The sequence below is a fragment of the Methylobacterium persicinum genome, assembly GCF_022179525.1.
GTDB classification, from domain to species: domain Bacteria; phylum Pseudomonadota; class Alphaproteobacteria; order Rhizobiales; family Beijerinckiaceae; genus Methylobacterium; species Methylobacterium persicinum.
Map to the genome: position 1 here is coordinate 14,427 of NZ_BPQX01000007.1, position 23,248 is coordinate 37,674.

Genomic DNA, 23,248 nt, shown 5'->3' on the forward strand with positions numbered 1-23,248 from the left:
GCTCAAGCGTCGAGGACCGACCGTATCCGGGCGCCGAGCTCGGCGATGCCGTAGGGTTTCGTCAGGAGGTTGGTTCCGGGTTCGAGGGTCCCGTTGTGCATGACCGCGTTGCGGGCGTAGCCGGTCGTATAGAGGACCCTCAGTTTCGGGAGCACGCCGCGGGCCCGCTCGGCGAGCTCCGGACCGGTCATGCCGGGCATGACGATGTCGGTGAACATCAGGTCGAAGGTGCGCCCGGCCTCGATCATGCGCATGGCGTCGTCCCCGCCCGGGGCGTGCGAGACGTCGTAGCCGAGTTCGCGCAGAGACTCGACCGAGCAGGCCCGCATCCGCTCGTCGTCCTCGACCACGAGCACCGTCTCGGTCCCGCGCGCCTCGCCCACGTCACTACGGACGGTCGTCGCCGGGGCCTCCTCCGGACCGCGGTAACGGGGAAGGTAGACCTTCAGCGTCGTGCCGTGGCCGGGTTCCGAGTAGATCTTCACGTGCCCGTTCGACTGGCGGATGAAGCCGAACACCTGGCTCAGGCCGAGCCCCGTCCCCTTGCCGGGGGGCTTGGTGGTGAAGAACGGGTCGAACGCCCTGGCGACGACGTCGGCCGGCATGCCCGATCCGGTGTCGGAGACCGAGATCAGGACGTACTGGCCCGGGGAGGCCTCATGGTCGCGACCGTAGTCGTCGTCGATGCTGGCGTTGTTCGTCTCGATGGTGAGGCGGCCGCCGTCCGGCATCGCGTCGCGGGCGTTGACGCAGAGGTTGAGGATCACGTTCTCAAGCTGGCTCGGGTCGGCGTGCGCCTTCCACAGGCCGGCCGCGAGCACGGTCTCGATCCGGACGTCCTCGCCCAGCGTGCGGACCAGCAGGTCGTGCATGTCGGCGACCATGCGGTTGGCGTCGACCGGGACGGGTGCGAGCGGCTGCAGCCGCGAGAAGGCGAGCAGGCGATGGGTGAGCGCCGCGGCCCGGCCCGCCCCGTCGAGGGCGGCGTCGACGTAGCGTCCGACGTCGGTCTCGCCCTTGTCGAGGCGACGTTGCAGCAGGTTCAGGCTGCCGACGATGACGGCGAGCATGTTGTTGAAATCGTGGGCCAAGCCCCCGGTCAACTGGCCGACGGCCTCCATCTTCTGCGATTGCCGCAGTTGAGCCTCCGCATCGCGCCGCTCGGTCACGTCGACGGCCTCGGGCACCATGCCGACGACCGTGCCGTCGGTGCTAAGGACGGGCCGCATCGCGAAATCGAAGATTCGCCGCCGCCCGAGCATCGTGGCCTCGACCTCGTCGCGCACGGTCCGGCCCGCGGCGACCTGGTCGACCCACCCACGCACCCGGTCCGGCAAGCCCGGCGTCTCGGTGAACCAAGGCGTGTCCCAGAAGGGGCGTCCGACGACCTCGTCGAGGGTGCGCTGGACCGCCCGCAGGGACACCGCGTTGGCGTCGATGAGCCGGCCGTCCCGGGCCAGGAGCCCCTGGAACTGGTAGATCGTCTCGAAGACCGTGCGCAGCCGGCCCTCCTGCGCGCGGAGGGTCTCGGTCCGGGTTGCGAGGTCCCTCACGGCCCGCCGCAGCTCAATCTGCGCCATGACCTGGCGCGCCAGCACGGAGATGGCTGTCGCCTGGTGCGGCTCCAGTCCCTGCGGGCGAGGCTCGCGGTCGAGGACGCAAAGGGTGCCGACGGCCTGCCCGCCCGCCGTCACCAGCGGCGCCCCGGCGTAGAAGCGGAGGCCGTCGGCCTCCTCGACGGACGGGTTCGCCCTGGTGCGCTCGTCGCACCGGAGGTCGGGTATCACCGTCAGGCCCGGCTCCGCGGCGGCATGGACGCACAACGACCTCGCCAGGCCGGTCTCCGAGGCCTCGAAGCCGACGCGGGCCTTGAACCACTGACGGTCCTCGTCGAGCAGCGTGATCAACGCCATCGGCGTCCCGCAGACCTCCGAGGCCAGCAGGGCGATGTCGTCGAAGGCCGGTTCCGGCGGGGTATCGAGGATACCCAACTCGGCCAAGGCCCTCGCCCGCAAGGCGAGATCCAATTCCTTAGGCATTGCGCCACGTTGCGACGCGGGCCGTGATACGGTCAAGTCTATCGTGTGCCTCAGGATTAACCGCCCGCGGCGAGCATCTAGCTGGTTCGGGTGTATCTGTGACCTTTCGGCCCAGGCGTGCCCGGGCCGATGTTAGAGGCACTGTTCTGGGACCGCCTCGGGATGGCGAACTGGAACGTGCGGCCGCGTCTGCGCCGGCGGGTAGGGTTGCCCCGGGCCTGCGGCCGGCTTCCGACCGCACCGGTCGATGCATCGTCGGCTCGAAAGGCCAGGGACAACCGGCGCGACCGAAGACGGCGAGACGAACACGCGACGGGATCTGCGATAAGGAAGCGGCGCCAGGAGCGGGTTGGCAGGCCGGGAGGAGACTCGGGACGGTGGAAGAAGGAGCGCAGGGCGGCGACGGCGGCCTCGGGACGGCAGCGGCCTTCCGTTCGGGCGGCGGTCGCATGGGGGCGATGCTGCGCGGGCACGACTGGTCCGGTTCGTCGCTCGGTGATCCGGGGACATGGCCCGCGTGCCTGCGCTCGACCGTGAGCCTGATGGTGGGCTCCCGCTTCCCGATGTTCGTCGCCTTCGGCCCCGAGCTCCGGCTCGTCTACAACGATGCCTACGCCGAGATCCTCGGCCAGAGGCATCCGGCCGCGCTCGGCGGCCGATTCCGCGACGTCTTCTCGGACGTCTGGTCCCACGTCGAGCCGCTCGTCGACCGCGCGCTCGCCGGCGAGGCGACATGGTCGGAGAACGTGCCCTTCCTGATCGTCAGGCATGGTTACGAGGAGACGGCTTCCTTCACCTTCTCCTACTCGCCCCTCCGGGACGGGGACGACCGGGTCGTCGGCATGTTCTGCGCCTGCTCCGAGACGACGGCGCAGGTCTCCGCGCAGGCGGACCTGAGCGAGTCCGACGTCCGCCTGCGCCTCGCGACGGAGGCATCCGGGATCGGGTTCTGGGACGTCGACGTCGTCAACGACACCGCGTTCTGGCCGGACAGCGTGAAGGCGATGTTCGGGATGTCGTCGGACGGCCCGGTCACGGGGGCGGAATTCCTCGCGGGCGTGCATCCGGCCGACAGGGACGCGACGATGTCGGCCTTCGCCGCCGCGGTCGATCCCGGGCGGCGGGCCGCCTACGACGCCGAGTACCGGACCGTGGGCCGGGACGACGGGGTCGTCCGGTGGGTCGCCGCCAAGGGACGCGGCCTGTTCGAGGACGGACGCTGCGTGCGCGTGCTCGGGACCGCCATCGAGATCACCGCCCGCAAGCGGTCCGAGGAAGCGCTCCGCGCGAGCGAGGAGCAGTTCCGCGTCCTCTCGCAGGTGTTGCCGAACCTCGTTTGGGCTACGGATGCGGCCGGGGCGGCATACTGGTTCAACGAGCGCGTCTACGCCTATGCGGGCATGCGTCCCGGCGACCTCGACGCGGAGGGATGGCTCGCCATCATCCATCCCGACGACCGGGCCCGTGTGGCCGAGCGCTGGGCCGCCATCGTCGCCGCCCGCTCGGACTACCAGTGCGAGTATCGCCTCCGCCGCGGGGACGGCACCTACCGTTGGTTCCTGGCGCGGGCGCAGCCGGTCCTGGACGCCGACGGGACCGTCGTGCGCTGGGTCGGCACCAGCACCGACATCGACGACCAGAAACTGGCCATGGCCGAGCTCCTCGGCTTCAACGAGAGCCTGGAGCAGCGCGTCGCCGAGCGTACCGCCGAGCGCGATCGGGTCTGGCAAAACTCGCGCGACCTGCTGGTGGTGGTCGGCGCCGACGGCCTCTTCCGGGCGGTCAATCCGGCCTGGCAGGCCATCCTCGGGCAGAGCCCGTCCGAGGTGGTCGGGCGCAGCTTCCTGGAATTCGTCTGGCCGGAGGATGCCGCCCTCACCGAGGCGGCCCTGGCCCGGGCCTCGGCCGCCGACGACCTCGACAACTTCGAGAACCGCTACCGCCACGCCGACGGCACCCCGCGGTGGATCTCCTGGCGCACCTCCGTCGAGGGTGGCCTCGTCTACGCCTACGGACGCGACGTCACCGCGGAGAAGACCCAGGGGGTGGCGCTGCTGCACGCCGAGGAGGCGCTGCGCCAGTCCCAGAAGCTGGAGGCCGTCGGCCAGTTGACCGGGGGCGTGGCCCACGATTTCAACAACCTGCTGACCATCATCCGCTCCTCGGTGGACTTCCTGCGCCGGCCCGCCCTCGCGGAGGAGCGCAAGGTCCGCTACCTCAACGCCGTGTCCGACACGGTCGACCGGGCCGCCAAGCTGACGGGACAGCTCCTCGCCTTCGCCCGGCGCCAGACGCTGAAGCCGGAGACGGTGGACGTCGGCACCCGCCTGCGCGGCGTCGCCGAGCTCCTCGACACCGTGACGGGCGCGCGCATCACGGTGCGGACGGAGTTGCCGGAGCATCCCTGCTGCGTGCGCGTCGACGTCAGCCAGTTCGAGACCGCCCTCGTGAACATGGCGGTGAACGCGCGGGACGCGATGGACGGCGAGGGCACGCTGACCCTGCGCCTCGATTGCGGCGTGCCGTTGCCGTCCATCCGCGGTCATGCCGGCGCCGCCGGGCCGTTCGCGGCGGTCTCGCTCGCCGACACCGGCTCCGGCATCCCCCCGGACGTCCTCATGCGCATCTTCGAGCCGTTCTTCACCACCAAGGAGGTCGGCAAGGGGACCGGCCTCGGCCTGTCCCAGGTGTTCGGCTTCGCCAAGCAGTCGGGCGGCGACGTGGCCGTCGCGAGCCAGCCCGGCCGGGGCACGACCTTCACCCTGTACCTGCCCGAGGCCGAGATGGACTTCGTCGCCGGCGGCGGCGGCGACGAGGCGGCGCACCTGGAGCCCGGCGGCGCCGGCCAGCGCGTGCTGGTCGTGGAGGACAACGTCGAGGTCGGGCGGTTCGCCACCCAGATCCTCCAGGACCTCGGCTACGAGACGACCTGGGCGGCCAACGCGGAGGAGGCGCTCGACAGGATCGGTCCGGACGGCGGCGGCTTCGACGTGGTGTTCTCGGACGTGGTGATGCCGGGCATGGGCGGGATCGAGCTCGCCAAGCTGCTGCGGGCCCGCCTGCCGAACCTGCCCGTGGTGCTCGCCTCCGGCTACAGCCACGTCCTGGCCGAGAAGGGCGCCCACGGCTTCGAGCTCCTTCAGAAGCCGTACTCGGCCGATCAGGTCTCGGCCGTCCTCCGCCGGGTCGTCCGGAACCGGCGCTCGCGAAGGACCTGAGGTCGCCTGGCCGGTGGCGGACACCGGAGGTTGCGGCATCGCGACCGACCTGGAACCGGAGCGTAATAGAGGGACTTTTACCGCGGAAATCCGGATTGTAGCCACTCTTGCGCAAGCACGTGGCGCCTGAAGAACCGAGGATAGATCCCGCGATGATCTATAGGCTTGCGCTTGCTCTTCCGTTCGCCCTGGCCCTCTGCGGTACCGCCACCGCTCAGACGGCCGCCCAGCATGGGCGAACGGCCCTGATACACGGGAACTACTGCGGTCCGGGCAACAACGCCCCCGCCGCCCCGGTGGATGCCCTGGATGCCGCGTGCGCACGACACGATGCATGCACGCCCGATGGCGGGTTGGCGACGAAGGCCTGCAACCTTCGCCTCCAGCGCGAGGCCGAGGCCATCTCGCATGATCCCCGGCAATCGGACGACCTGAGGGCCATGGCCGGCCTGGTATCCATGGGTGCTTCGATGATGCTGTCGTCACGGGAGCCGGAACACCCGGCGGTGGACGCCCGGGGCCGTGGCGCCAAAGCCTGGGCGGCCTATACCCGCTAGGCGATGACGGCTGTTCCCAGGTCGGGAGGCGAACCGGAGTGCCCGGCTCGCCATCTCGTGTCTGTGGGAGGTCCCTATGACGGTTGGCTGTCGAGGCAGGGTTGCGACGAGAGCCGTTCTCGTCGGAAACCCATCACCGGATTCGCCGTTGGATCATCCATGTCGGGGAAGCGCGCGCCGGAAGCATCAGTGATCCTCGTCGTCGAGGACGACGACCACGTGCGGATGAACGCCGTCGAGGCGCTGCAGGACAATGGATTCAGCGTCATCGAGGCGCGTCACGCGGACGAGGCCTGGAGCATCCTGGAGAGCCGCGGCGACATCGGCGTCGTGTTCACCGACATCGACATGCCGGGCTCCATGTGCGGCCTGACGCTTTCGGAGCGCGTGCACCGCGCATGGCCCGAGATCCGCTTGGTCCTTACCTCCGGCCGCCACCGCCTGTCCGCCCGGGACGTGCCGGACCACGGTCGGTTCGTGGCGAAGCCTTACCGTGCGTCCGAGGTCATAGACGCGATCCACCACGCCGTCTGATCGGAGACGGTCGGGGCGCGGGACGGGCATGCCGTCCCGCGCCCGTGCGCACTAGGCCTTGCCGGTGACCTTGTCGGCGACGTGCTTGGCGCTGTCCTTGACGTCGCCGGTCGTCTTTTGGGCCTCGCCCTTGAGTTCCTGGGCGTGGCCCTCGGCCTTCATCTTGTCGTTGCCGGTCGCATTGCCGATGCCCTGCTTCACGTTGCCGACGGCCTCGTTGGCAAGGCCCTTGATCTTGTCGGTGGTGCTGCTCACGGCGCTTCTCCCAAACCATGACCGGGATCGGTCGAGGTGCGCAGGAACGGCCGCGGTACAGTTCCCGTTCCTCGATGGCCATCACGGCCCCGCGATGGAGCCCCCGATCCGATGGGCGGCGGGATACGTATCTCTGCGACACATCCCACTACCGCGCGTGTCGGCCTTCGCCGGCGAAGGGGTCTACACCTACGTGAGGGACGGCGCCCTGACCCTGGCGGGGCTGCGCGGAAGCCGGGCGGCGCAATTGATCGGGCGGCGCGGGGCCCGCAACCAGGTGGCGGAGGACGCGCGCCACCTCCTCCTGACGGGTCGCCTCAAGGACTGACGCCCGACATTCAGTAGAAGGCTAGCGTCGCGCTTCGAGGGAGGCCACGGCGTCGCCGTTCCAGACGATGCCGAACCCGGCCAGTTCGACGGCTTCCGTTACGACCGCCTTCCAATCCGCGAGCGGCCGGTCCTCGGCTCTTGCGTAGACGGACTCGCAGATCCGGTTGACGCTGCCGACCGACGCGGCGCCCCGCTCTTTCCAGTGTCGATTCAGTGGCACCAGGGCGGCATCGTAGAGCCGCGCGCGTTCGTCCATGGCCAGGAGGTCGAGGCGCATGTCCTCGAATTCCGCGGGACCGATCATCTCAGGGACTCCCTCATGCTCGTGCGGGCCGGTCCGCGCGGGGGCGGACCGGCGAACGGAACGCTACGGCAGGGCGCCGATCATGCCCTTGGCCTCGGTCATGGTGTTCTCGCAGGCCCGCTGGTTGCCCCGGCGGTCCTCCGCGACCGCCCGTGCGATCAGGGTTCGTGCCTCGGCGACGTGGTCCGCGGTCGAGACCGTGGCGGGGTCGCTCGGCGCGTTTAGGCGCACCGTGGTCACGCCGCGGGGCGAGCCCGTCCGGAGGGTGTGCCCCGCCTGCAGGCCGGTGACTTGCACGGCGCCCGCGCTGTCGAGGCGGCGTTCGATGGTTCCGATCTGCTCCGCGCAGGAGGATGCCAGCGCGGGCAGCGGGAGGGTGGCGAGGCCTAGGGCGGCCAGAGTCATTGCGAGGCGCATCGTGTCGCTTTCGGAGGATGGCAGCGCCGCGGCCCCGTCCGACGAACGGGCGACCCGGTGCCGTCCCTCACGCGGCGATGCGAGGGTAGCGCTCGAACAACCCTCTTCGGCAATTAATGTTGCACCGCAGCATAAACGATTCGGCGCGTTCGGCCTTTCGCATGCCGGTGCAGCCCGAAGCGCGGATGAAGCACAAGGTTATCCACACCCATCAACACCCGAAAATTTCGGCAGGCGTGGCCGCTTGGCGGAACCTGCCCCGTGTGTTCCACTTTTGTTCTTTGCGGATTCGTGGAGCGCACGCATGCAGGTCCTGGGTATCACGGTCGGGTTGCCGACCCCGGTTCCCATCCTCGCCAGGGCGGTCCGCGCGGGCTTCCCCAGCCCCGCGGACGACTTCGTCGAGGACGAGATCGACCTTCAGCGCTTGCTGATCGCGAACCGGCCGGCGACCTTCCTCGTCCGGGTGGCGGGCGACAGCATGCTCCTGGCCCGCCTGCACGACGGCGACCTCGCGGTGGTCGACCGGTCACTGAGCCCACGCAACGGCGACGTGGTGGTAGTCGACGTCGACGGCGAACGCTCGTTCAAGGTCTGGCGCCGCCAGGGCCCGCGGGTGATCCTCTCCTTTGCCAACCCGCGCTTCCCCGAGTTCCGCCTCGCCCCGGACGCGGTGGTCGAGGTCTGGGGCGTGGTGTCGGGGTCGATCAACCCAAGGCGCCGCGCGGAATGACCCGGGCTTACGCCCTCTCGGACGGCAACAGCTTCTACTGCTCGTGCGAGCGGGTGTTCGACGCCCGGCTGGCCCGGGTGCCCGTGATCGTGCTGTCGAACAACGACGGTTGTGCGATTGCCCGGACGTCCGAAGCGAAGGCGCTCGGCATCCGCATGGGCGAGCCGTTCTTCAAGATCCGAGACATGTGCCGGTCGCAGGGCGTGCGGGTCTACTCCTCGAACTACGCCCTATACGGTGACATGTCGGCCCGGGTGAACACGGTCTACCGGGGCTTCTCGCCCCGCATCGAGATCTACTCCATCGACGAGAGCTTTTTGGATCTCTCGGACGTGCGCGAGGCCGACCGCGTGACCCTGTGCCGGGACATGCGGGAGACGGTGCGGGTGTGGACGGGCATCCCGACGTGCGTCGGCATCGGCGCCACCAAGACGCTCGCTAAGCTCGCCAACCACGTGGCTAAGAAGGCACCCGAGCTCGGCGGGGTCTGTGACCTGACCGATCCGGTGCAGTACGACCACTGGATGGCCCGCATCCCGCCCGAGGACATCTGGGGCGTCGGACCGGCCAACGCCCGCAAGCTGGAGGCCCTTGGCTGCGAGAGCGTCGCCGACGTGCGCGACCTCGACACCCGGGCGGTGCGCAAGGCCATGACGGTGGTAGGCGAGCGCCTCGTGCAGGAACTGCGCGGCATGGCCTGCCTCGACCTTGAGGAGGTCGCACCGACCCGGAAAGGGTGCGCCGTGACCCGCAGTTTCTCCGACCGCGTCGAGGACCTCGCGACCATGGAGCAGGCCGTCGCGACCCACGCCGCCCGGCTGGGCGAGAAGCTGCGCGCGGGGGGACTCGGGACCGACCATGTGACGGTCTTCTTCCACACCTCGGAGCACGACCGGGACCGGCCGCAGCGCTCGGTCTCGTCGGTGGTGACCCTGCCGGAGGCGTCGAACGACACCCTCGTGCTGGTGAAGGCGTGCCTGCACGGCGTCCGGAAGACCTGGAGGGACAGCTACCGCTATTCCAAGGCCGGTGTCGTCACGACGGATCTCGTGCCCCTGGCGGCCTCGCAGCGGGCCTTCCCGGGCCTGGGGCAACTCGACCGGGAACACGGGGCGGCGCTGATGGGGGCGCTGGATGCCTGCAATCGGCGTTTCGGGCGGGGCGCGGTCGTCCCGGGCAGCGCCGGGTTCGCCCCGAGACGTGAGTGGTCGACCAAGTTCGAGATGCGCTCGCCCCGCTACACCACCAGGGTCGACGAGGTGCCGGTGGTGATGGCGGCTTAAAGGGCTGACGAACTCGAACGTGGTCAGTAAGCCGTACCTCCGGAAGAAAGACGCGTTCATGCATGGGCCCGGGGATGGCGACGGCTTCGCCTCGTCGCGGCTCCCCGCGGAGGGAGGGCCGCATGTCGCGGTCGTCGTTGGCCCCTTGCACGTGCCCCGAGACTGGCCGGAAGAGTCGACGCTCGTCGGCAAGCCATTCGGTGCCGGGTCGTCCGACAACACGTCCGCAGTATCCTGCCCGAAGAGTACCGACCTTAGCCGTCGAGGACGCGGGGACGCCGATGGTCTTGCCCCGCTTCCGTTGGGCGATGCCGTCATCCGCCTATCCGCGTCGAACCTGGGTTTCGCACGCGCCATCGTCGCGATGAAGTTGCTGATGTCGGCCTATCGCTTGCGATCGTCCTAACTTGATCATCCAGGCCAAGGCGTGATGCTAGGTCGCGCCGCCCTGGCTCCCGGTGGAGCGCCACGAGGAGTCCTACTTGGTCCTCGATTTCGCGCCAGCCATGTCTGCTTTAGAGATGCAGCCGAACACCGACAAATGACCGGCTTGGGCGCAAAGCGGAAGATCCGCTTGTATGCGTCCCAGAAGGCTCGCGCTGCGATGTTAGTAAACTGACAAGGCCGTTATTCTGCAGGACTGTCCCTTGCACACCGCTATCCGATGACCTCGCCAACGGACGATCGTCGCTGTCGAACCCGTTCCCATGGTTTGATGGGTGCCCCAAAACGTTGCTACGAAGTGCGAACTCGGAGCGAAAAAGCTTTTTTGCAGTGGGATTGAGCGTGCGACGTTGAATCCCCTTCTCCGCCAGTTACCTTTCCGCCGCACCATCCCGTAAGCGCTGCGTGTCGACATGCCGGCCGTGCTTGGAACGGCAGGGCCCGGGATCTCCGACGAGAGCGCTCCTGCCTCGCTCAAAGGGAGCCGGGCTGGTCGGTTATTCTGAGTCAGCCTCACAACCCGCGATGAGGTTGAGGCGCGAAGCCGAATTCGCCGGCTGGATGGCGAAGCTGGGGCTCTTTCGCTTTCCTCAGGAATCTCGGCTAAAGCGATTGTTGGCAATATACCTATAGTTTCGAACCTAAATTCGTCGGTCATTAACAGTATTTGCTATCACTGAATCAGACCACAAGGATGACTATCAAGCATAACTCCCGAATATTCGGCGATAGAATATCCGATTATTCACCTATCATCCGACGGGTCCGGCATATTTTTCCAGCAGCGCCCAAGATTCGCCGCCGAATTTTGTTTTCCACGTCTTGTAAAAATCTGTCTTTTCCAGATGCTGCCGAAATTCATTGGGGTCGGTTGAATTAAAAATCATACCCTTGTTTTCCAGGGAAGCCTTCAGTGCGAGACTGTCCTTGAGGTTGTCTTCGCGCTGTCTTAGTGCGGCAGCATTGAAGTGCTTCGCCATCACATCTTTGAATTCGGTGGGTAATGATCTCCATGAGCGACCGCTGGCCAGTAGCCAAAAGCCGTCCCATGCATGGTTGGTGAGTGAACAGTATTTCTGGACCTCGTAGAACTTGGTCGCATTGATGATCGCCAGCGGATTCTCCTGTCCATCCGTAATCTTGGTCTGGAGCGCGGCATAAGCTTCACTCAGCGGAATGCTTGTTGGTGCAGCATTGAGCGCCGCAAACAGCGAGACCCAGAGCGGAACGACCGGCACGCGGATCTTGAAGCCTTTCAGATTGCTCGGGTTTACGATCGGTTTCGTGCTTGTCGTGATCTGGCGAAAGCCATTGTCCCACATCGCTTCAAACGGCTGCAGGTTCGCCTTCTCGATGTTGCGTCGCATGAAGGCGCCGACCTCACCGTCCATCGCCGGCCAAACCTTGTCGTAGCTCGGGAAGACGAACCCGATCGCCGGGAGGGCTGCGGAGGGAACCAGGGTCGACAACAGGGTCGTGGGCATAGTGGCGAGTTCGAGCGCCCCAGAGCGCAACTGCGAGATCATGTCCGTGTCGCTGCCGAGCTGGTTGTTCGGAAACACGGAGATCAGAAGACGCCCGTTCGTCTCCTGTTCGATCGCGCCGATGGCCTCGGCGAGCCGCACGTTGAGGGAATGCGTGAGCGGCACATCATTGCCGAATTTCAGCTTCGTCGGCGCGCCTTGCGCGCGAACGATCGCAGGGCTGAACACGCTGGCCATCCCCATGACGGCGGCGCCCGCCAGACGAAGCGCCGTGCGGCGGCTCAGGGCGGCGGGGCCATCGCGACGCGCGGCCTCGTCGTTCGGTTGACCCACGGCGTTTCTCCCTCGTTCGCGACTTGGCCGCCGCTCACTCGACTGGCGTCCATCTGAATTCAGATATTGAATGCGAATATGCTTGGCGGCAAGACCGAAATCCGTCCGCCGTGGGCTCTTCCCCCTTTACGACTTCGTGATCGCGCGTTCGACGAAGGCGATTACGCTGGCAATATAAGCGCCGATGGGCGTGCCGCGTTTCCGGTATTTCGCACGCTTGACGTACCAATCCTGCAGCAATGGCTTGATGAGCGCGGCTGTCAGGTTGACATCGGGGATCGCGAAGACGCCTCGCTCGACCCCACGCGCCAGCACATCCGCGAAGATCCGCTCCGTGGCGAGTTCGCTCTCGATGGCGAAGGCCCGCGCGGCGGCGGGGAAGCCCTTCGCCTCCATGAAGGCGAAGACGAACCACGGCTGCATCGCCTCGGTGAGCCGAATATGCGTCTCGATCAGCCAGCGCAGATGCGCGGCGGGATCGGCCTCGAGTCCAGCGGGCGCATCCCGCAAAACCGCCTCCACCGTCTCGGACACCTCCGTTAGGATCATGACGAGGAGGGTGTTCTTGTTGTCGAAATAGGAATAGAGGCCGCCCATGCTGAGGCCGGTGACGCGGGCGAGGTCGCGCAAGCTGATTTCGTGAAAGCTCTGCCGGCTCGACAGTTTCAGCACCGCCTCAATGATTCGGGCGAGGTTGGCGGTGGCGAGGTGCGGCTTGCGCACGCTCACGTGGTCGCGATGACGTTCGAGGATGCGGGCGCAGACCGCTTCGGTCGTCGTGGCGTTTCTGGGGAATGCCTCCACCGCCGCACCCTTCACATCCGGATCCCGTGCCAGCGTCATGGGTCCATCGTCTCGCCCATGGGGTTTCATAGCCTGTTGCCACGGCCGAGTTCAAACGCTAAATAAAGCGAGCGCTCGCTCGTTTTTTCGACGATCTGGGGAAGCCGCTCCCGATGGATTTCACGATTTCCCCGCGCGTCGAGGAGTACCGCTCCCGCATCGCGGCCTTCGTCGACACCCACGTCATCCCCGTGGAGCGGGACAAGGCCGCCTATGACGGCCACGGCAACATCGCCCTGCCGGAGTTGGAGCGCCTGCGCGGCCTCGCCCGCGCCGAGGGGCTGTGGTGCCTCCAGCTCAAGCCGGAGACCGGCGGGGCGGGCCTCGACAAGGTCGGCATGGCGGTCTGCTACGAGGCGATGAACCGCTCGATCTTTGGGCCGGTGGTGTTCAACTCCGCCGCCCCCGACGACGGCAACATGATGGTGCTGGAGAAGGTCGCCACCCCCGAGCAGAAGGCGCGCTGGCTCGATCCGATCGTGCGCGGCGAGGTCCGATCCGCCTTCGCGATGACGGAGCCCCATCCCGGCGGCGGCTCCGACCCCGGCATGATCCAGACCCGCGCCGAGCGGCGGGGGGACAGCTACGTCGTCACCGGCCGTAAATGGTACATCACGGGCGCGGAGGACGCGGCCCACTTCATCCTGATGGCGCGAACCTCCGACGATGCCCGCAAGGGCCTCACCGCCTTCCTGTTCCACCGGGACAGCCCCGGCTGGCATATCGTCCGGCGCATCGGGATCATGGGGCCGGAGGAGCACGGCGGCCATTGCGAGATCGCCTTCGAGGGGCTGGAAATCCCCGCGCGCGACGTGCTGATGAACGAGGGCGACGGGCTCAAGCTCACGCAGATCCGCCTCGGCCCGGCACGCCTGACCCATTGCATGCGCTGGCTCGGCCTGTCGAAGCGCTGCGTCGAGATCGCCCGCGCCTACGCCGCCGAGCGGCACGGCTTCGGCATCCGCCTCGCCGACCGCGAGAGCATCCAGCTCATGCTCGGCGACCTCGCCATGCGCATCGAGATCGGTCGGCTCCTCGTGGCCAAGGCCGCCTGGGCGCTGGACCGGGGCAGCTTCGCCCGCAAGGAGGTCTCCATGGCGAAGGTCCATGTGGCGAACCTCCTGCACGCGGCGGCCGACACGGCGATCCAGATCAACGGCGCGCGGGGCTATTCGACGGACACGCCCCTCGAATGGATCTACCGCTACGCCCGGCAGGCACGGCTCGTGGACGGGGCCGACGAGGTCCACAAGATGGTGCTGAACCGCAACCTCGAGTCCGAGGGCGACGCCTTCTGGACCTGGGATGTGGGGGACGCGGCGTGAGCATCCCCTCTCCCCGCTGGCGGGGAGAGGGGGGATGCGCTCGATCGCGTGAGAGAGAAAGGAAACGGTCTTCATGACGGACGTGGTCATCACCGGGGCCGTGCGCACGGCCATCGGCACCTTCGGCGGGTCGCTGGCGGCGATCCAGCCCTCCGAACTCGCCGCGCGATGCGTGACCGAGGCGCTGGCACGCTCCGGGACCAAGGGTGAGGAGATCGGCCACGTGGTCTTCGGCCACGTCATCCCCACGACCCCGCGCGACGCCTATATCGCCCGCGTCGCGGCGATGGAGGGCGGCATCCCGCAGGAAGTGCCGGCGATGACCGTGAACCGCCTCTGCGGCAGCGGCCTGCAGGCCATCGTCTCGGCCGCCCAATCCGTGATGCTGGGCGATGCGGATGCCGCGCTCGCGGGCGGCGCCGAAAGCATGAGCCGGTCGCCGCACCTTCTCTCGGCGGCCCGGTTCGGCCAGAAGATGGGCGACATCACCGCCGTCGATTACATGACCGGCGCGCTCTCCGATCCGTTCGGCAACGGCCATATGGGTGTCACCGCCGAGAACATCGCGAGCCGCTACGGCATCTCCCGCGAGGATCAGGACGCTTTCGCCGAACAGAGCCAGTCCCGCGCGGCCCGGGCCATCGCGGAAGGCCGGTTCCGCGACCAGATCCTGGCGATCCCGGTGCAGCGCAAGCGCGAGACCGTACCTTTCGACACCGACGAGCACCCCAAGGCCACGAGCCGCGACGACCTCGCCAAGCTCCGCCCGGCCTTCGCCAAGACCGGCAGCGTCACCGCCGGCAACGCGTCCGGCCTCAACGACGGCGCCGCCGCCCTCGTGCTGATGAGCGCCGACAAGGCCGCCCGCGAGGGCGCCAAGCCGCTCGCCCGCATCGTCGGCTATGCCCATGCCGGCGTCGACCCTTCCGAGATGGGGATGGGCCCGGTCCCGGCCGTGACGCGCCTGTTCGCGCGCACCGGCCTGCGCGCCGCCGACTTCGACGTCATCGAGTCGAACGAGGCCTTCGCCGCCCAGGCCTGCGCGGTGTCCCGCGCCCTCGACCTCGACCCGGACAAGGTGAACCCGAACGGCGGCGCCATCGCGCTCGGCCACCCGATCGGCGCCAGCGGGGCGATCATCGCCGTGAAGACCCTCTACGAACTCGCCCGCGTCGGCGGCCGCTACGGTCTCGCCACGATGTGCATCGGCGGCGGCCAGGGCATCGCCGTCGCCTTCGAGCGCGTGCAGTGAGGCGAGCATGAGCGGCATCTTCGACCTGACCGGCCGGCACATCCTCATGACCGGCGCGTCGAGCGGGCTCGGGCGCCACTTCGCCACCATGCTGGCGACGACCGGGGCGACGCTCTCCCTCGGCGCCCGCCGGGCGGAGGCCCTGGCGGAGACCGTCGCCGCCGTCGAGGCGCGGGGCGGACAGGCCCAGGCGATCGTGATGGACGTCACCGACCGGGCGAGCATCGAGGCGGCTCTGACTCAAGCAGAGGAGCGCTTCGGCCCGGTGTCGGTGCTCGTGAACAACGCGGGCGTCACCACCACGACCCCGGCCCTCGACCTCTCGGAAGCCGAGTGGGACGGGGTGCTCGACACCAACCTGAAGGGCGTGTTCCTCGTCGCCCAGGCCACCGCAAAGAGCATGGTCGCGGCGGGGCAGGGGGGCAGCATCGTCAACGTCGCCTCGATCCTCGGCCTGCGGGTCGCGGGGGGCCTCGCTTCCTACGCCGCCTCGAAGGCCGCCGTGATCCAATTGACCAAGAGCCTCGCCCTCGAATGGGCGCGCCACGGCATTCGCGTGAACGCCCTGGCGCCGGGCTACGTGCGCACCGAACTCAACGCCGCGTTCTTCGAGTCCGAGCCCGGCAAGGCCCTCATCAAACGCGTGCCCCAGCGCCGCCTCGGCGAGGCCGGCGAACTCGACGGGGCGCTGCTGCTCCTCGCCTCGCAGGCCGGATCGTACATGACCGGCTCGGTCCTCGCCGTCGATGGCGGCCACCTCGTCTCGGGGCTGTGAGCATGGACGAGACGCGGCTCACCGCCTGGATCGCCTCGCATCTCGGCGTGCCGGATCTGCGGATCGAGGAGAGCCGCCCCCTCGGCGGCGGTTCGATCCAGGAGAACCGCCTGATCCGCTGCCGGAGCGGGGAGGGGGTGCGGGAGTTCGTCCTGCGGCGGGACGCGGCCGCCACCATCGCCTCCAGCCGCTCCCGGCGGGAGGAGTTCCGCCTGCTCGAAGCCGCCCACGCGGCGGGGGTGCGCGTGCCCGAGCCGGTCGGCTTCTGCGACGATGCGGGGGTGATCGGCGCGCCCTTCGCCCTGATGGGGCTGGTGGCGGGGGTCGGCCTCGGGCCGCGCATCGCCAAAGACCTCACCCTCGGCGGCGACCGTGAAACCCTCGCCGAGGACCTTGGGCGCGAACTCGCCAAGATCCACGGCGTCCTCGATCCGCGCCAGGACCCGCCGCCGGCGCTCGCCTTCCTCGGCCCGCCCGAGCCGGACCCGGCCCGCGCCGAGATCGCGCGCCTGCGCGAAAACCTCGATGGGATCGGCGCCAAGCGCCCGGCCATCGAATGGGGCCTGCGCTGGGCCGAGGTCGCCGCGCCGTCCTGCCCGGCGCCGGCCCTCGTCCACCGGGACTTCCGCACCGGCAATTACATGGTCGATGAGACGGGGCTGACCGCGATCCTCGATTGGGAATTCGCCGGCTGGGGCGATCCGGCCCAGGATCTCGGCTGGTTCTGCGCCGCCTGCTGGCGCTTCGGCCGCCACGACAAGGAGGCGGGCGGCATCGGCTCCCGCGACGCGTTCGAGCGCGGCTACGCCGCCGGGGGCGGGCAGCCGGTGGACCGCCAGCGGGTCGCCTACTGGGAGGTGATGGCGCATCTGCGCTGGGCCGTCATCGCCCTCGAACAGGGCGCCCGCCACGTCTCGGGCCGGGAGTTCTCCCTCGAACTCGCCCTCACCGGGCGGATGGTGCCGGAACTGGAACAGGCGATCCTCGCCGCCACCGCCCCCGCCGCCTGGCCACGGAGCCTTTCCGATGCGTGACGACCCTTCCGGCGCCGACCTGATCGAGGCCGCCCGCCGGGCGCTTGCCGAGGAGGTCGTGCCCGGCCTCACCGGCCGCCCGCGCTACGTGGCGCTGATGGTGGCGAACGCGCTGGGCATCGCGGCCCGTGAGATCGGGGAGGGGGATGGGCTCGCCGCCGCCGAGGCCGACCTCCTCGCCGGGGAGGGAGCCGATGCGCTCGTCCGTGCGATCCGCGCGGGGCGACGGGACGCCGACCCCGCGCTCCACGCCGCCCTTTCCGCCAAGGCCGACGTGGCCTCCAGGATCTGGAAGCCGCGCCCACCGGTAAAGTAATTCAGGCTTGAAGCGAGGGCCCGTCGCCGGAGCGCCAAGCGCGCTCCGCCTCGTCCCAGGAGGCGAGGGGCTGGAGATCCGGCACCCAGGCGAGGCCGGTCTTGGCATCCGACGAGACCGCCTCCGGCGTGACCACCACGTCGAGGAGCGCGGGCCTGTTGGCGAGGGCGCGCCGGATCGCCGGCCCCAGATCCTCCTCACGCTCCACGCGCTCGCCGTGCATCCCCAGGGCGCGCGCCATCCCGGCGTAATCGCTGAACGACAGCCGCGTGCCCACCACCTTGCCGTGGGTCACGGTCTGGTCGTGTACCTCGATCTGCCACGCCCCGTTGTTGGCGACCACGATCAGGACCGGCGCCTTGTGGCGCGCGGCCGTGTCGAGCTCGATGGCGTTGAAGCCGAAGGCGCCGTCCCCTGTCGCGACCACAGTCGTGCGCTCCGGGCAGGCGAGGCTCGCCGCGATGCCGTAGGGCACGCCGACGCCGATGCACCCGAACGGTCCCGGATCGAGCATGGTCGTGGCCGAGAGGCCGATCCGGGCGAAGCTCAGGAAGTCGCCGCCGTCGGTCACGACGATGGAATCCGGCTCGATCGCGGCCTGGAGCGCCGCGATCACCCGGTTCGGATGGAGCCGCCCGTCGCTGCCGGGCGCCGCCGAGGCCATGGTCTGCTTGAGCTTCCGCGCCCGCTGTTCGTGCTGGGACCGGAGCGAGGCCGCCCAATCCCGATCGACGGCACTCGCGCGGTTCCCGACGGCGTCCAGGAGGGCGCGGAGTGCGGCGGCGGGATCGGCCAGGACCTCGACGGCGCCCCGGCGATTGTCGCGCAACTCCGCCGCCGTGTCGGCGAACCGCACGAAGCGCGCGTCCCCGAACACGGCCGGCGATCCGTAGGCGAGCTGGAAATCCAGCCGGCGCCCGATGGTGAGCACCACGTCCGCGTCGCCCATTACCGCGCCGCGCATTGCGCCGACGACGGACGGGTGGGCGTCCGGCACGAGGCCCCGGCTCTCGCCGGTGTCGAGGTAGACCGCGCCGAGCCGGTCGAGCAGGGCGACGAGTTCCGGCCCGGCCCTGCGGGCGCCGCGCCCCGAGATCACGAGGACGCGCCGGGCCGACCAGAGCAGATCGACCGCCGCCGCGATCCGGTCGGGGTCTGGCTGCGGGACGACGCGGGGCTTGGGCCGGAGGTGCTCCTCCATCTGAAGGGGCTTGGGCACGAGGCCGCGCAGGGTGTCGGCGGGGAAATCGATGTAGGACGGACCGGGCTCGCCGCCCTCTCCCAAGGCGCGGGTGATCGCCTCGTCGAGTTCGGCCAGGGCCAGCGCCGGCTCGCGCACCGTCCGGGCGTAGCGGGTGATCGTGCGCACGAGATGCGTGTGGTCGAGATCCTGCAATCCGCCGCGGTTCTCCTGACCGCGGGGATTGGTGCCGGACAGGACCAACACGGCGGCGCGGGAGACGTGGGCGTTGGCGATGCCGGTGATGGCATTGGTCATGCCGGGACCGGCCGTCACCAGGGCGACTCCGAGTTCACCCGTCACCTCGTGATGGGCCTGCGCCATGTGGACGGCGGCCCGCTCGTCGCGCACGTCGACGATCCGGATGCCCTCGGCGTCGAGGCGCATCCAGATCGGCATGATGTGGCCGCCGCAGAGCGCGAAGACGCGCGTGACGCCGCGCGCCTTGAGGGACCGGGCGACAACGGCCGCGACGCTGTCGGACGAGATCTGCATGGACATTTCCTTCGATCGTCAGGGCCGGCGCTTCAGCTCGCAGCCCGCTGGTCGGCCTTGGCGGTGCGCTCGCTCTCCAGAACCTGCTCCTTCAACACCCGGTGCAGGACCTTGCCGGTCGCGTTGCGCGGCACGTCGTCCACCGCAACGAAGGACACGCTGCGCGGGCACTTGAAGCCGGCGAGATGCTCCCGGCTCCACTCGATCAGCTCGTTGGCGTTCAGGACGGCCCCGTCATGGAGCACGGCGACCGCGTGGACACGCTCGCCCCATTTGGCATCGGGCAGGCCGATCACCGCGACATCCCGCACCGCCGGGTGGCGCCCCAGGGCCGCCTCGACCTCGGACGGGTAGACGTTCTCGCCGCCGGAGATGATCATGTTGCTCTTGCGGTCGACGAGCTGGATGAAGCCGTCCGCATCGCGGATCGCCATGTCGCCCACGGTGCAGTACTCACCCCGGAAGGCGGCCTCCGTCTTCTCGGGCAGCTTCCAGTATCCGTCGAACAGGTACGGGTTGTTGCAATACAACTCGCCCGGCTGCCCGTCCGGCACCTCGTTCCCGTCGGCGTCCAGCAGCTTGATCGGGGCCGAGCCGACGCATTCGCGGCCGACCGAGCCGAGCTTGGTGAACTGCTCCCGCGGGTGGAGCATCGTGACCCAGCCGGTCTCGGTGGCCCCGTAGAGCTCGAACAGGCCGGAATTCGGAAACAGCTCCATGACCGCGCGCTTGGTTTCCTGGCGGGCGGGCGCGGACGAGATCATCAGCTTGGTGACACCGTCGAGGTTGTACTTGTCCCGCACCCCGGCCGCGAGGCCGAGCATCATGATGTAATGGGTCGGGACCAGGGAGGTGAAGGTCGCCTCGCCCTCGGCCAGCGTCTTCAGGCAATGCTCCGGGTCGAAGCTCTTGCGGGAATAGATCGTGATGCTGCCGCCGCAATAGCTGAACGCTCCGAAGAAATAGAGCGAGTTGGCATGGCACATCGGCATGACGAGCAGCGCGCCGTCGTTTCGGTGGATGCCGAGTTCGATTTCCGTGCAGAGGGCGAGGTTCGCCGCCCCGCGATGGCTGCGGATCGCGCCCTTCGGGTTTCCGGTGGTCCCCGACGTGTACATCAGCATCCAGGGGTCATCGGGAGACACCGCAACCTCCGGCTCCCGCGGGCTCCCCTGAGCGAGGAATTCCTCGTAGTCGCGAAACCCACCCTGGCCGGGCCGGCTCCGGCCGAACTGGATGACGTTCGCCGCCGGCACCGGCAGATCGGCGCGGATCGCCTCGATGAGGCCGGCGAGTTCATCCTGAACGATCAGGGCCTCGGCCTCGGCGTTCTCGACGATGAACTGGACCTCCTTGCCGACGAGCCGGAAGTTGATCGGCACCGCCACGAGACCGGCCTTGGCGGTCGCCGCGTAGATCTCGGCCCACTCGACGCAGTTATAGGCCAGCACCGCGACACGAGCGCCTTTTGCGAGCCCGAGCCCGAGGAGCGCGTTGCCGAGGCGACACGCCCGCTCGTTCCACAGGCGAAAGCTCATCGCCCGCTCGAGGTCCCTTGCACCGCTTGCCTCAGGGCGCAGGCGGGCGTGAACCGCGAGCATCTGGCCGAATGTCAGGAGGTCCTTCATCGCACTCTCTCAGGCGTCACGAGGTGGCGCTATGGACGGTCGTCATTTGCCCCGCGGCGGGCCGACCGAGTTCAGGACGGCGATCCGGTAGGCACCGTCCTTCTCGCCCAGCAGGAAGACGTTGGCTGATGGTTGTTCGTCGGGCGCGCCTTTGTCCTCGTCGAAGACGATCCGCAGCCGCTTCGTCACCGGCATGTTGGGCTTGAAGCTGCCGCGGGCCTCGATCTCCGCGAGCCCGTCGGCCGGGAAGTCTTCGATGGCCATGTCCTTGATCGGGCGTCCGAAAGTGGTCCTGATCTGGTAGAGCGTCAGGCGCTTCCGGGGCAGGCGTACGCCGTCCCAGTTCACCAGCCGCTCGATCGCGTCCTCGTCGTGGTCGCGCACGGCGGTCTTGACGTAATCGACCACCCCCTGCGGGTCGGAGGGCAGCGCCCCCCGTTCCGCCGCAGCGCGGGCCGGGAGGCCGGGGGCGAGGCCGAGGAGCCCCGCCGCCAGCGCCGCCGCCAGGATCACGCGCCTCATCGCGCGGACGCCTTGGTGCCGGCCGCGTCGGCGCGCTTGCCGCCCGTGGCCTTTTCCACCGCCTGATCCATCACCTTGAACACCCACACGACGCCGCCCTGCGGGGCCATGCGCACCCGGCGCTCCTCCGGCAGGTGGCTGTTGATGCCGCCGAGCATCCGGTCGGCATCGACGCCCCAGCCCGACTGGACCGCCACGTATTGCACGCCGTCCACCGCGAAGGAGGAGGGCACGCCGATCGTGCCGGAGTTCAGGCGCATCTCCCACAGGACCTTGCCGGTCTTGCCGTCGAAGGCGCGGAACTTGCGGTCGCTGGTGCCGCCGGCGAATACGAGGCCGCTGCCGGTGGTCAGCACCGGGCCCCAGGTGGCCGAATCCATGAAGTCATGGGTCCAGACCTGCTTGCCGGTGTTCGGATCCCACGCCTGAAGCTGGCCGATGCGCACCGGCTTGCTGACATCGAGCCCGTCCTTGAAGCGCAGGCTCGACAGGATCTCTTCCACCGGCACGCCGATGTAGAGTTCGCCCGGCTTGCGGTTCTTCACCGCCACGCCCTGGATGTCGGCGCAGAGATTGGTGTTGGCCGGGATGTAGAACAGGCCGGTGCCGGGATTATACGCCTCCGGCGGCCAGTCCTTCCCGCCCCACAGGCTCGGGCAGAATGAGACCTTCTTGCCCGTGTTGGGTACCTTGTCCATATGGTAGGTCGGCCGCCCGGTCTTCGGGTCGAGACCGGAGAAGACGTCCTGCTCCACGAAGGGCTTGGCGTCGACGAAGTTGATCGGCCCGTCCTTGGTCCGCTCCAGGGTCCAGAGATAGCCGTCGCGGCCGGCGTGGATCGCCGCCGGGATCTTCTTGCCGTTGCGGGTGATGTCGATCAGCACCGGCGCCGAGACCTCATCCCAGTCCCACGCATCGTTGTAGTGGTACTGATGATACCCCTTGATCGCACCCGTATTGATGTCCAGGGCGAGGGCGGATGTCGAATAGAGATTGTCGCCGGGGCGCGTGTCCGGCATCCACGGGCCGCCGTTGCCGGTGCCGAAATAGGCCAGTTCCGCCTTCGGGTCGTAGGTCCCCTGGATCCAGACCGGCGCGCCGCCGGTCTTCCACGCATCGCCCTTCCAGGTCTTGAAGCCCGGATCGTCGGGGCCCGCGACGGTGAAGGTCTTCCACTTCTCGTCGCCGGTCTCGGCATCGAGGGCGGTGATAAAGCCGCGGATACCGAACTCGCCGCCGGAGACGCCGACCACGACCTTGCCCTTCGCCACCAGCGGCGACAGGGTCATGTAATAGCCGTCCTTCCACTTGGCGACGCACTTGGTCCAGGCGACCTTGCCGGTCTTGGCTTCCAGGGCGACGACACAGGCATCGGTGGTGGCGACGTAGACCTTGTCGCCGTAGAGCCCGACGCCGCGGTTGGTCGGATGAAGCTGGAACAGCTCCGGCGGCAGGTCCTTCTGGTAGCGCCACAGCACCGTGCCGTCGCGGGCATCGACCGCCAGCACCTGCGCCTGCGGCGTCGAGATGAACATGATGCCGTTGTTGACGATGGGCGGCGACTGGTGGCCGTCCATCACACCGGTCGAGAGTGTCCAGGCGGGCACGAGCCGGCCGACGTTCTCGGGCGTGATCTTGTCGAGCGGGCTGTAGCCCCAGCCAGCGTAGTTGCCGCGATATTGCAGCCAGTTCTCCGGCTCGGGGTTGGCGAGGCGCTCGTCGGAGACCGGCTTGTAATCCTGCACCGCATCGCCGGCCTTGGCGGCGCCGAGCGCACCGCAGGTCAGCGCCGTCGCGCCGAGGAAGGCGGCGAGCATCGTCCGCCCGGTCTTGCGACCACCCTGATGGATCATCGTTCCACTCCCTGTTCGTCGGTTCTTGTCGTGT

At 68.7% G+C, this 23,248-nt stretch carries 21 protein-coding genes; 11 read left to right on the plus strand and 10 right to left on the minus strand.

Translation table 11 applies throughout. The annotated features are described in order from the left end of the window. Positions 1-2 precede the first annotated feature (2 nt). The gene (locus tag MFF22_RS01115) at positions 3-2,039 is read right to left on the minus strand and encodes a GAF domain-containing hybrid sensor histidine kinase/response regulator (protein ID WP_238247280.1); all 2,037 of its coding nucleotides are present in this window, start codon (positions 2,037-2,039) and stop codon (positions 3-5) included. A gap of 449 nt (positions 2,040-2,488) precedes the next feature. Between MFF22_RS01115 and MFF22_RS01120 the strand changes: the two genes are divergently transcribed. The 3 genes from MFF22_RS01120 (at position 2,489) to MFF22_RS01130 (ending at position 6,348) form a co-directional block, all read left to right on the plus strand. Further along, complete coding sequence (locus MFF22_RS01120; protein ID WP_238247384.1) at positions 2,489-5,257, plus strand: hybrid sensor histidine kinase/response regulator; 2,769 nt, start codon at positions 2,489-2,491, stop codon at positions 5,255-5,257. A gap of 155 nt (positions 5,258-5,412) precedes the next feature. Next, positions 5,413-5,814: a phospholipase A2 family protein gene (locus MFF22_RS01125; protein WP_370877598.1), complete on the plus strand. Its 402-nt coding sequence runs from the start codon at positions 5,413-5,415 to the stop codon at positions 5,812-5,814. Between the two features lie 159 nt (positions 5,815-5,973). Beyond that, positions 5,974-6,348 carry a response regulator gene (locus MFF22_RS01130; RefSeq protein ID WP_238247282.1) on the plus strand — a complete coding sequence of 125 codons (375 nt, stop codon included), beginning with the start codon at positions 5,974-5,976 and terminating at the stop codon, positions 6,346-6,348. A gap of 51 nt (positions 6,349-6,399) precedes the next feature. On the opposite strand, the gene MFF22_RS01135 is transcribed toward MFF22_RS01130, so the two are convergent. Continuing rightward, on the minus strand, positions 6,400-6,603 hold the full coding sequence (locus MFF22_RS01135) for a CsbD family protein (RefSeq protein ID WP_238247283.1): 204 nt from the start codon (positions 6,601-6,603) through the stop codon (positions 6,400-6,402). 157 nt (positions 6,604-6,760) lie between these two features. On the opposite strand from MFF22_RS01135, the gene MFF22_RS01140 reads away from it, so the two are divergent. Next, the gene (locus tag MFF22_RS01140) at positions 6,761-6,931 is read left to right on the plus strand and encodes a hypothetical protein (protein WP_238247284.1); all 171 of its coding nucleotides are present in this window, start codon (positions 6,761-6,763) and stop codon (positions 6,929-6,931) included. 21 nt (positions 6,932-6,952) lie between these two features. Here MFF22_RS01140 and MFF22_RS01145 read toward each other — a convergent pair whose 3' ends face one another. Then, the gene (locus MFF22_RS01145) at positions 6,953-7,237 is read right to left on the minus strand and encodes a hypothetical protein (RefSeq protein WP_238247285.1); all 285 of its coding nucleotides are present in this window, start codon (positions 7,235-7,237) and stop codon (positions 6,953-6,955) included. A 63-nt stretch (positions 7,238-7,300) separates the two neighbouring features. Continuing rightward, complete coding sequence (locus tag MFF22_RS01150) at positions 7,301-7,654, minus strand: hypothetical protein (RefSeq protein WP_238247286.1); 354 nt, start codon at positions 7,652-7,654, stop codon at positions 7,301-7,303. A gap of 304 nt (positions 7,655-7,958) precedes the next feature. Between MFF22_RS01150 and MFF22_RS01155 the strand changes: the two genes are divergently transcribed. Both MFF22_RS01155 and MFF22_RS01160 read left to right on the plus strand, forming a co-directional pair. Continuing rightward, positions 7,959-8,387 (plus strand): LexA family protein, encoded by a 429-nt coding sequence (locus tag MFF22_RS01155; RefSeq protein WP_238247287.1) that lies wholly within the window; start codon positions 7,959-7,961, stop codon positions 8,385-8,387. Continuing rightward, on the plus strand, positions 8,384-9,670 hold the full coding sequence (locus tag MFF22_RS01160; protein ID WP_238247288.1) for a Y-family DNA polymerase: 1,287 nt from the start codon (positions 8,384-8,386) through the stop codon (positions 9,668-9,670). The genes MFF22_RS01155 and MFF22_RS01160 overlap by 4 nt, the downstream gene beginning before the upstream one ends. Before the next feature lie 1,196 nt (positions 9,671-10,866). On the opposite strand, the gene MFF22_RS01165 is transcribed toward MFF22_RS01160, so the two are convergent. Both MFF22_RS01165 and MFF22_RS01170 read right to left on the minus strand, forming a co-directional pair. Next, entirely contained in the window at positions 10,867-11,841 is a 975-nt protein-coding gene (locus tag MFF22_RS01165) for a TRAP transporter substrate-binding protein (RefSeq protein WP_238247385.1), read from the minus strand. Positions 11,842-12,057: 216 nt separating this feature from the next. Next, positions 12,058-12,774 (minus strand): TetR/AcrR family transcriptional regulator, encoded by a 717-nt coding sequence (locus tag MFF22_RS01170; protein WP_238247289.1) that lies wholly within the window; start codon positions 12,772-12,774, stop codon positions 12,058-12,060. Between the two features lie 113 nt (positions 12,775-12,887). Here MFF22_RS01170 and MFF22_RS01175 point away from each other — a divergent pair, with 113 nt between their 5' ends. The 5 genes from MFF22_RS01175 to MFF22_RS01195 all read left to right on the plus strand — a co-directional run bounded on the left by MFF22_RS01175 (position 12,888) and on the right by MFF22_RS01195 (position 17,476). After that, a complete protein-coding gene (locus MFF22_RS01175; protein ID WP_238247290.1) occupies positions 12,888-14,099 on the plus strand; it encodes an acyl-CoA dehydrogenase family protein in 1,212 nt (403 codons plus the stop codon). 73 nt (positions 14,100-14,172) lie between these two features. Further along, positions 14,173-15,351, plus strand: coding sequence for a beta-ketothiolase BktB (gene bktB / locus MFF22_RS01180; RefSeq protein ID WP_238247291.1), 1,179 nt, complete (start codon positions 14,173-14,175; stop codon positions 15,349-15,351). Between the two features lie 7 nt (positions 15,352-15,358). Beyond that, positions 15,359-16,126: an SDR family NAD(P)-dependent oxidoreductase gene (locus tag MFF22_RS01185; RefSeq protein WP_238247292.1), complete on the plus strand. Its 768-nt coding sequence runs from the start codon at positions 15,359-15,361 to the stop codon at positions 16,124-16,126. Positions 16,127-16,128: 2 nt separating this feature from the next. Then, a complete protein-coding gene (locus tag MFF22_RS01190) occupies positions 16,129-17,160 on the plus strand; it encodes a phosphotransferase family protein (protein WP_238247293.1) in 1,032 nt (343 codons plus the stop codon). Continuing rightward, positions 17,153-17,476 (plus strand): DUF6285 domain-containing protein, encoded by a 324-nt coding sequence (locus MFF22_RS01195; protein ID WP_238247294.1) that lies wholly within the window; start codon positions 17,153-17,155, stop codon positions 17,474-17,476. Before MFF22_RS01190 ends, MFF22_RS01195 begins: the two co-directional genes overlap by 8 nt. A 1-nt stretch (position 17,477) precedes the next feature. Here MFF22_RS01195 and MFF22_RS01200 read toward each other — a convergent pair whose 3' ends face one another. The 4 genes from MFF22_RS01200 to MFF22_RS01215 are packed head-to-tail and all read right to left on the minus strand — an operon-like array spanning position 17,478 to position 23,214. Then, positions 17,478-19,211, minus strand: coding sequence for a 2-hydroxyacyl-CoA lyase (locus tag MFF22_RS01200; protein ID WP_238247295.1), 1,734 nt, complete (start codon positions 19,209-19,211; stop codon positions 17,478-17,480). Positions 19,212-19,243: 32 nt separating this feature from the next. Next, positions 19,244-20,839 (minus strand): class I adenylate-forming enzyme family protein, encoded by a 1,596-nt coding sequence (locus tag MFF22_RS01205; RefSeq protein WP_238247296.1) that lies wholly within the window; start codon positions 20,837-20,839, stop codon positions 19,244-19,246. Between the two features lie 42 nt (positions 20,840-20,881). Then, the gene (locus MFF22_RS01210) at positions 20,882-21,361 is read right to left on the minus strand and encodes a hypothetical protein (RefSeq protein ID WP_238247297.1); all 480 of its coding nucleotides are present in this window, start codon (positions 21,359-21,361) and stop codon (positions 20,882-20,884) included. Beyond that, positions 21,358-23,214 (minus strand): PQQ-dependent dehydrogenase, methanol/ethanol family, encoded by a 1,857-nt coding sequence (locus MFF22_RS01215; protein ID WP_238247298.1) that lies wholly within the window; start codon positions 23,212-23,214, stop codon positions 21,358-21,360. The genes MFF22_RS01210 and MFF22_RS01215 overlap by 4 nt, the downstream gene beginning before the upstream one ends. Positions 23,215-23,248 lie beyond the last annotated feature (34 nt).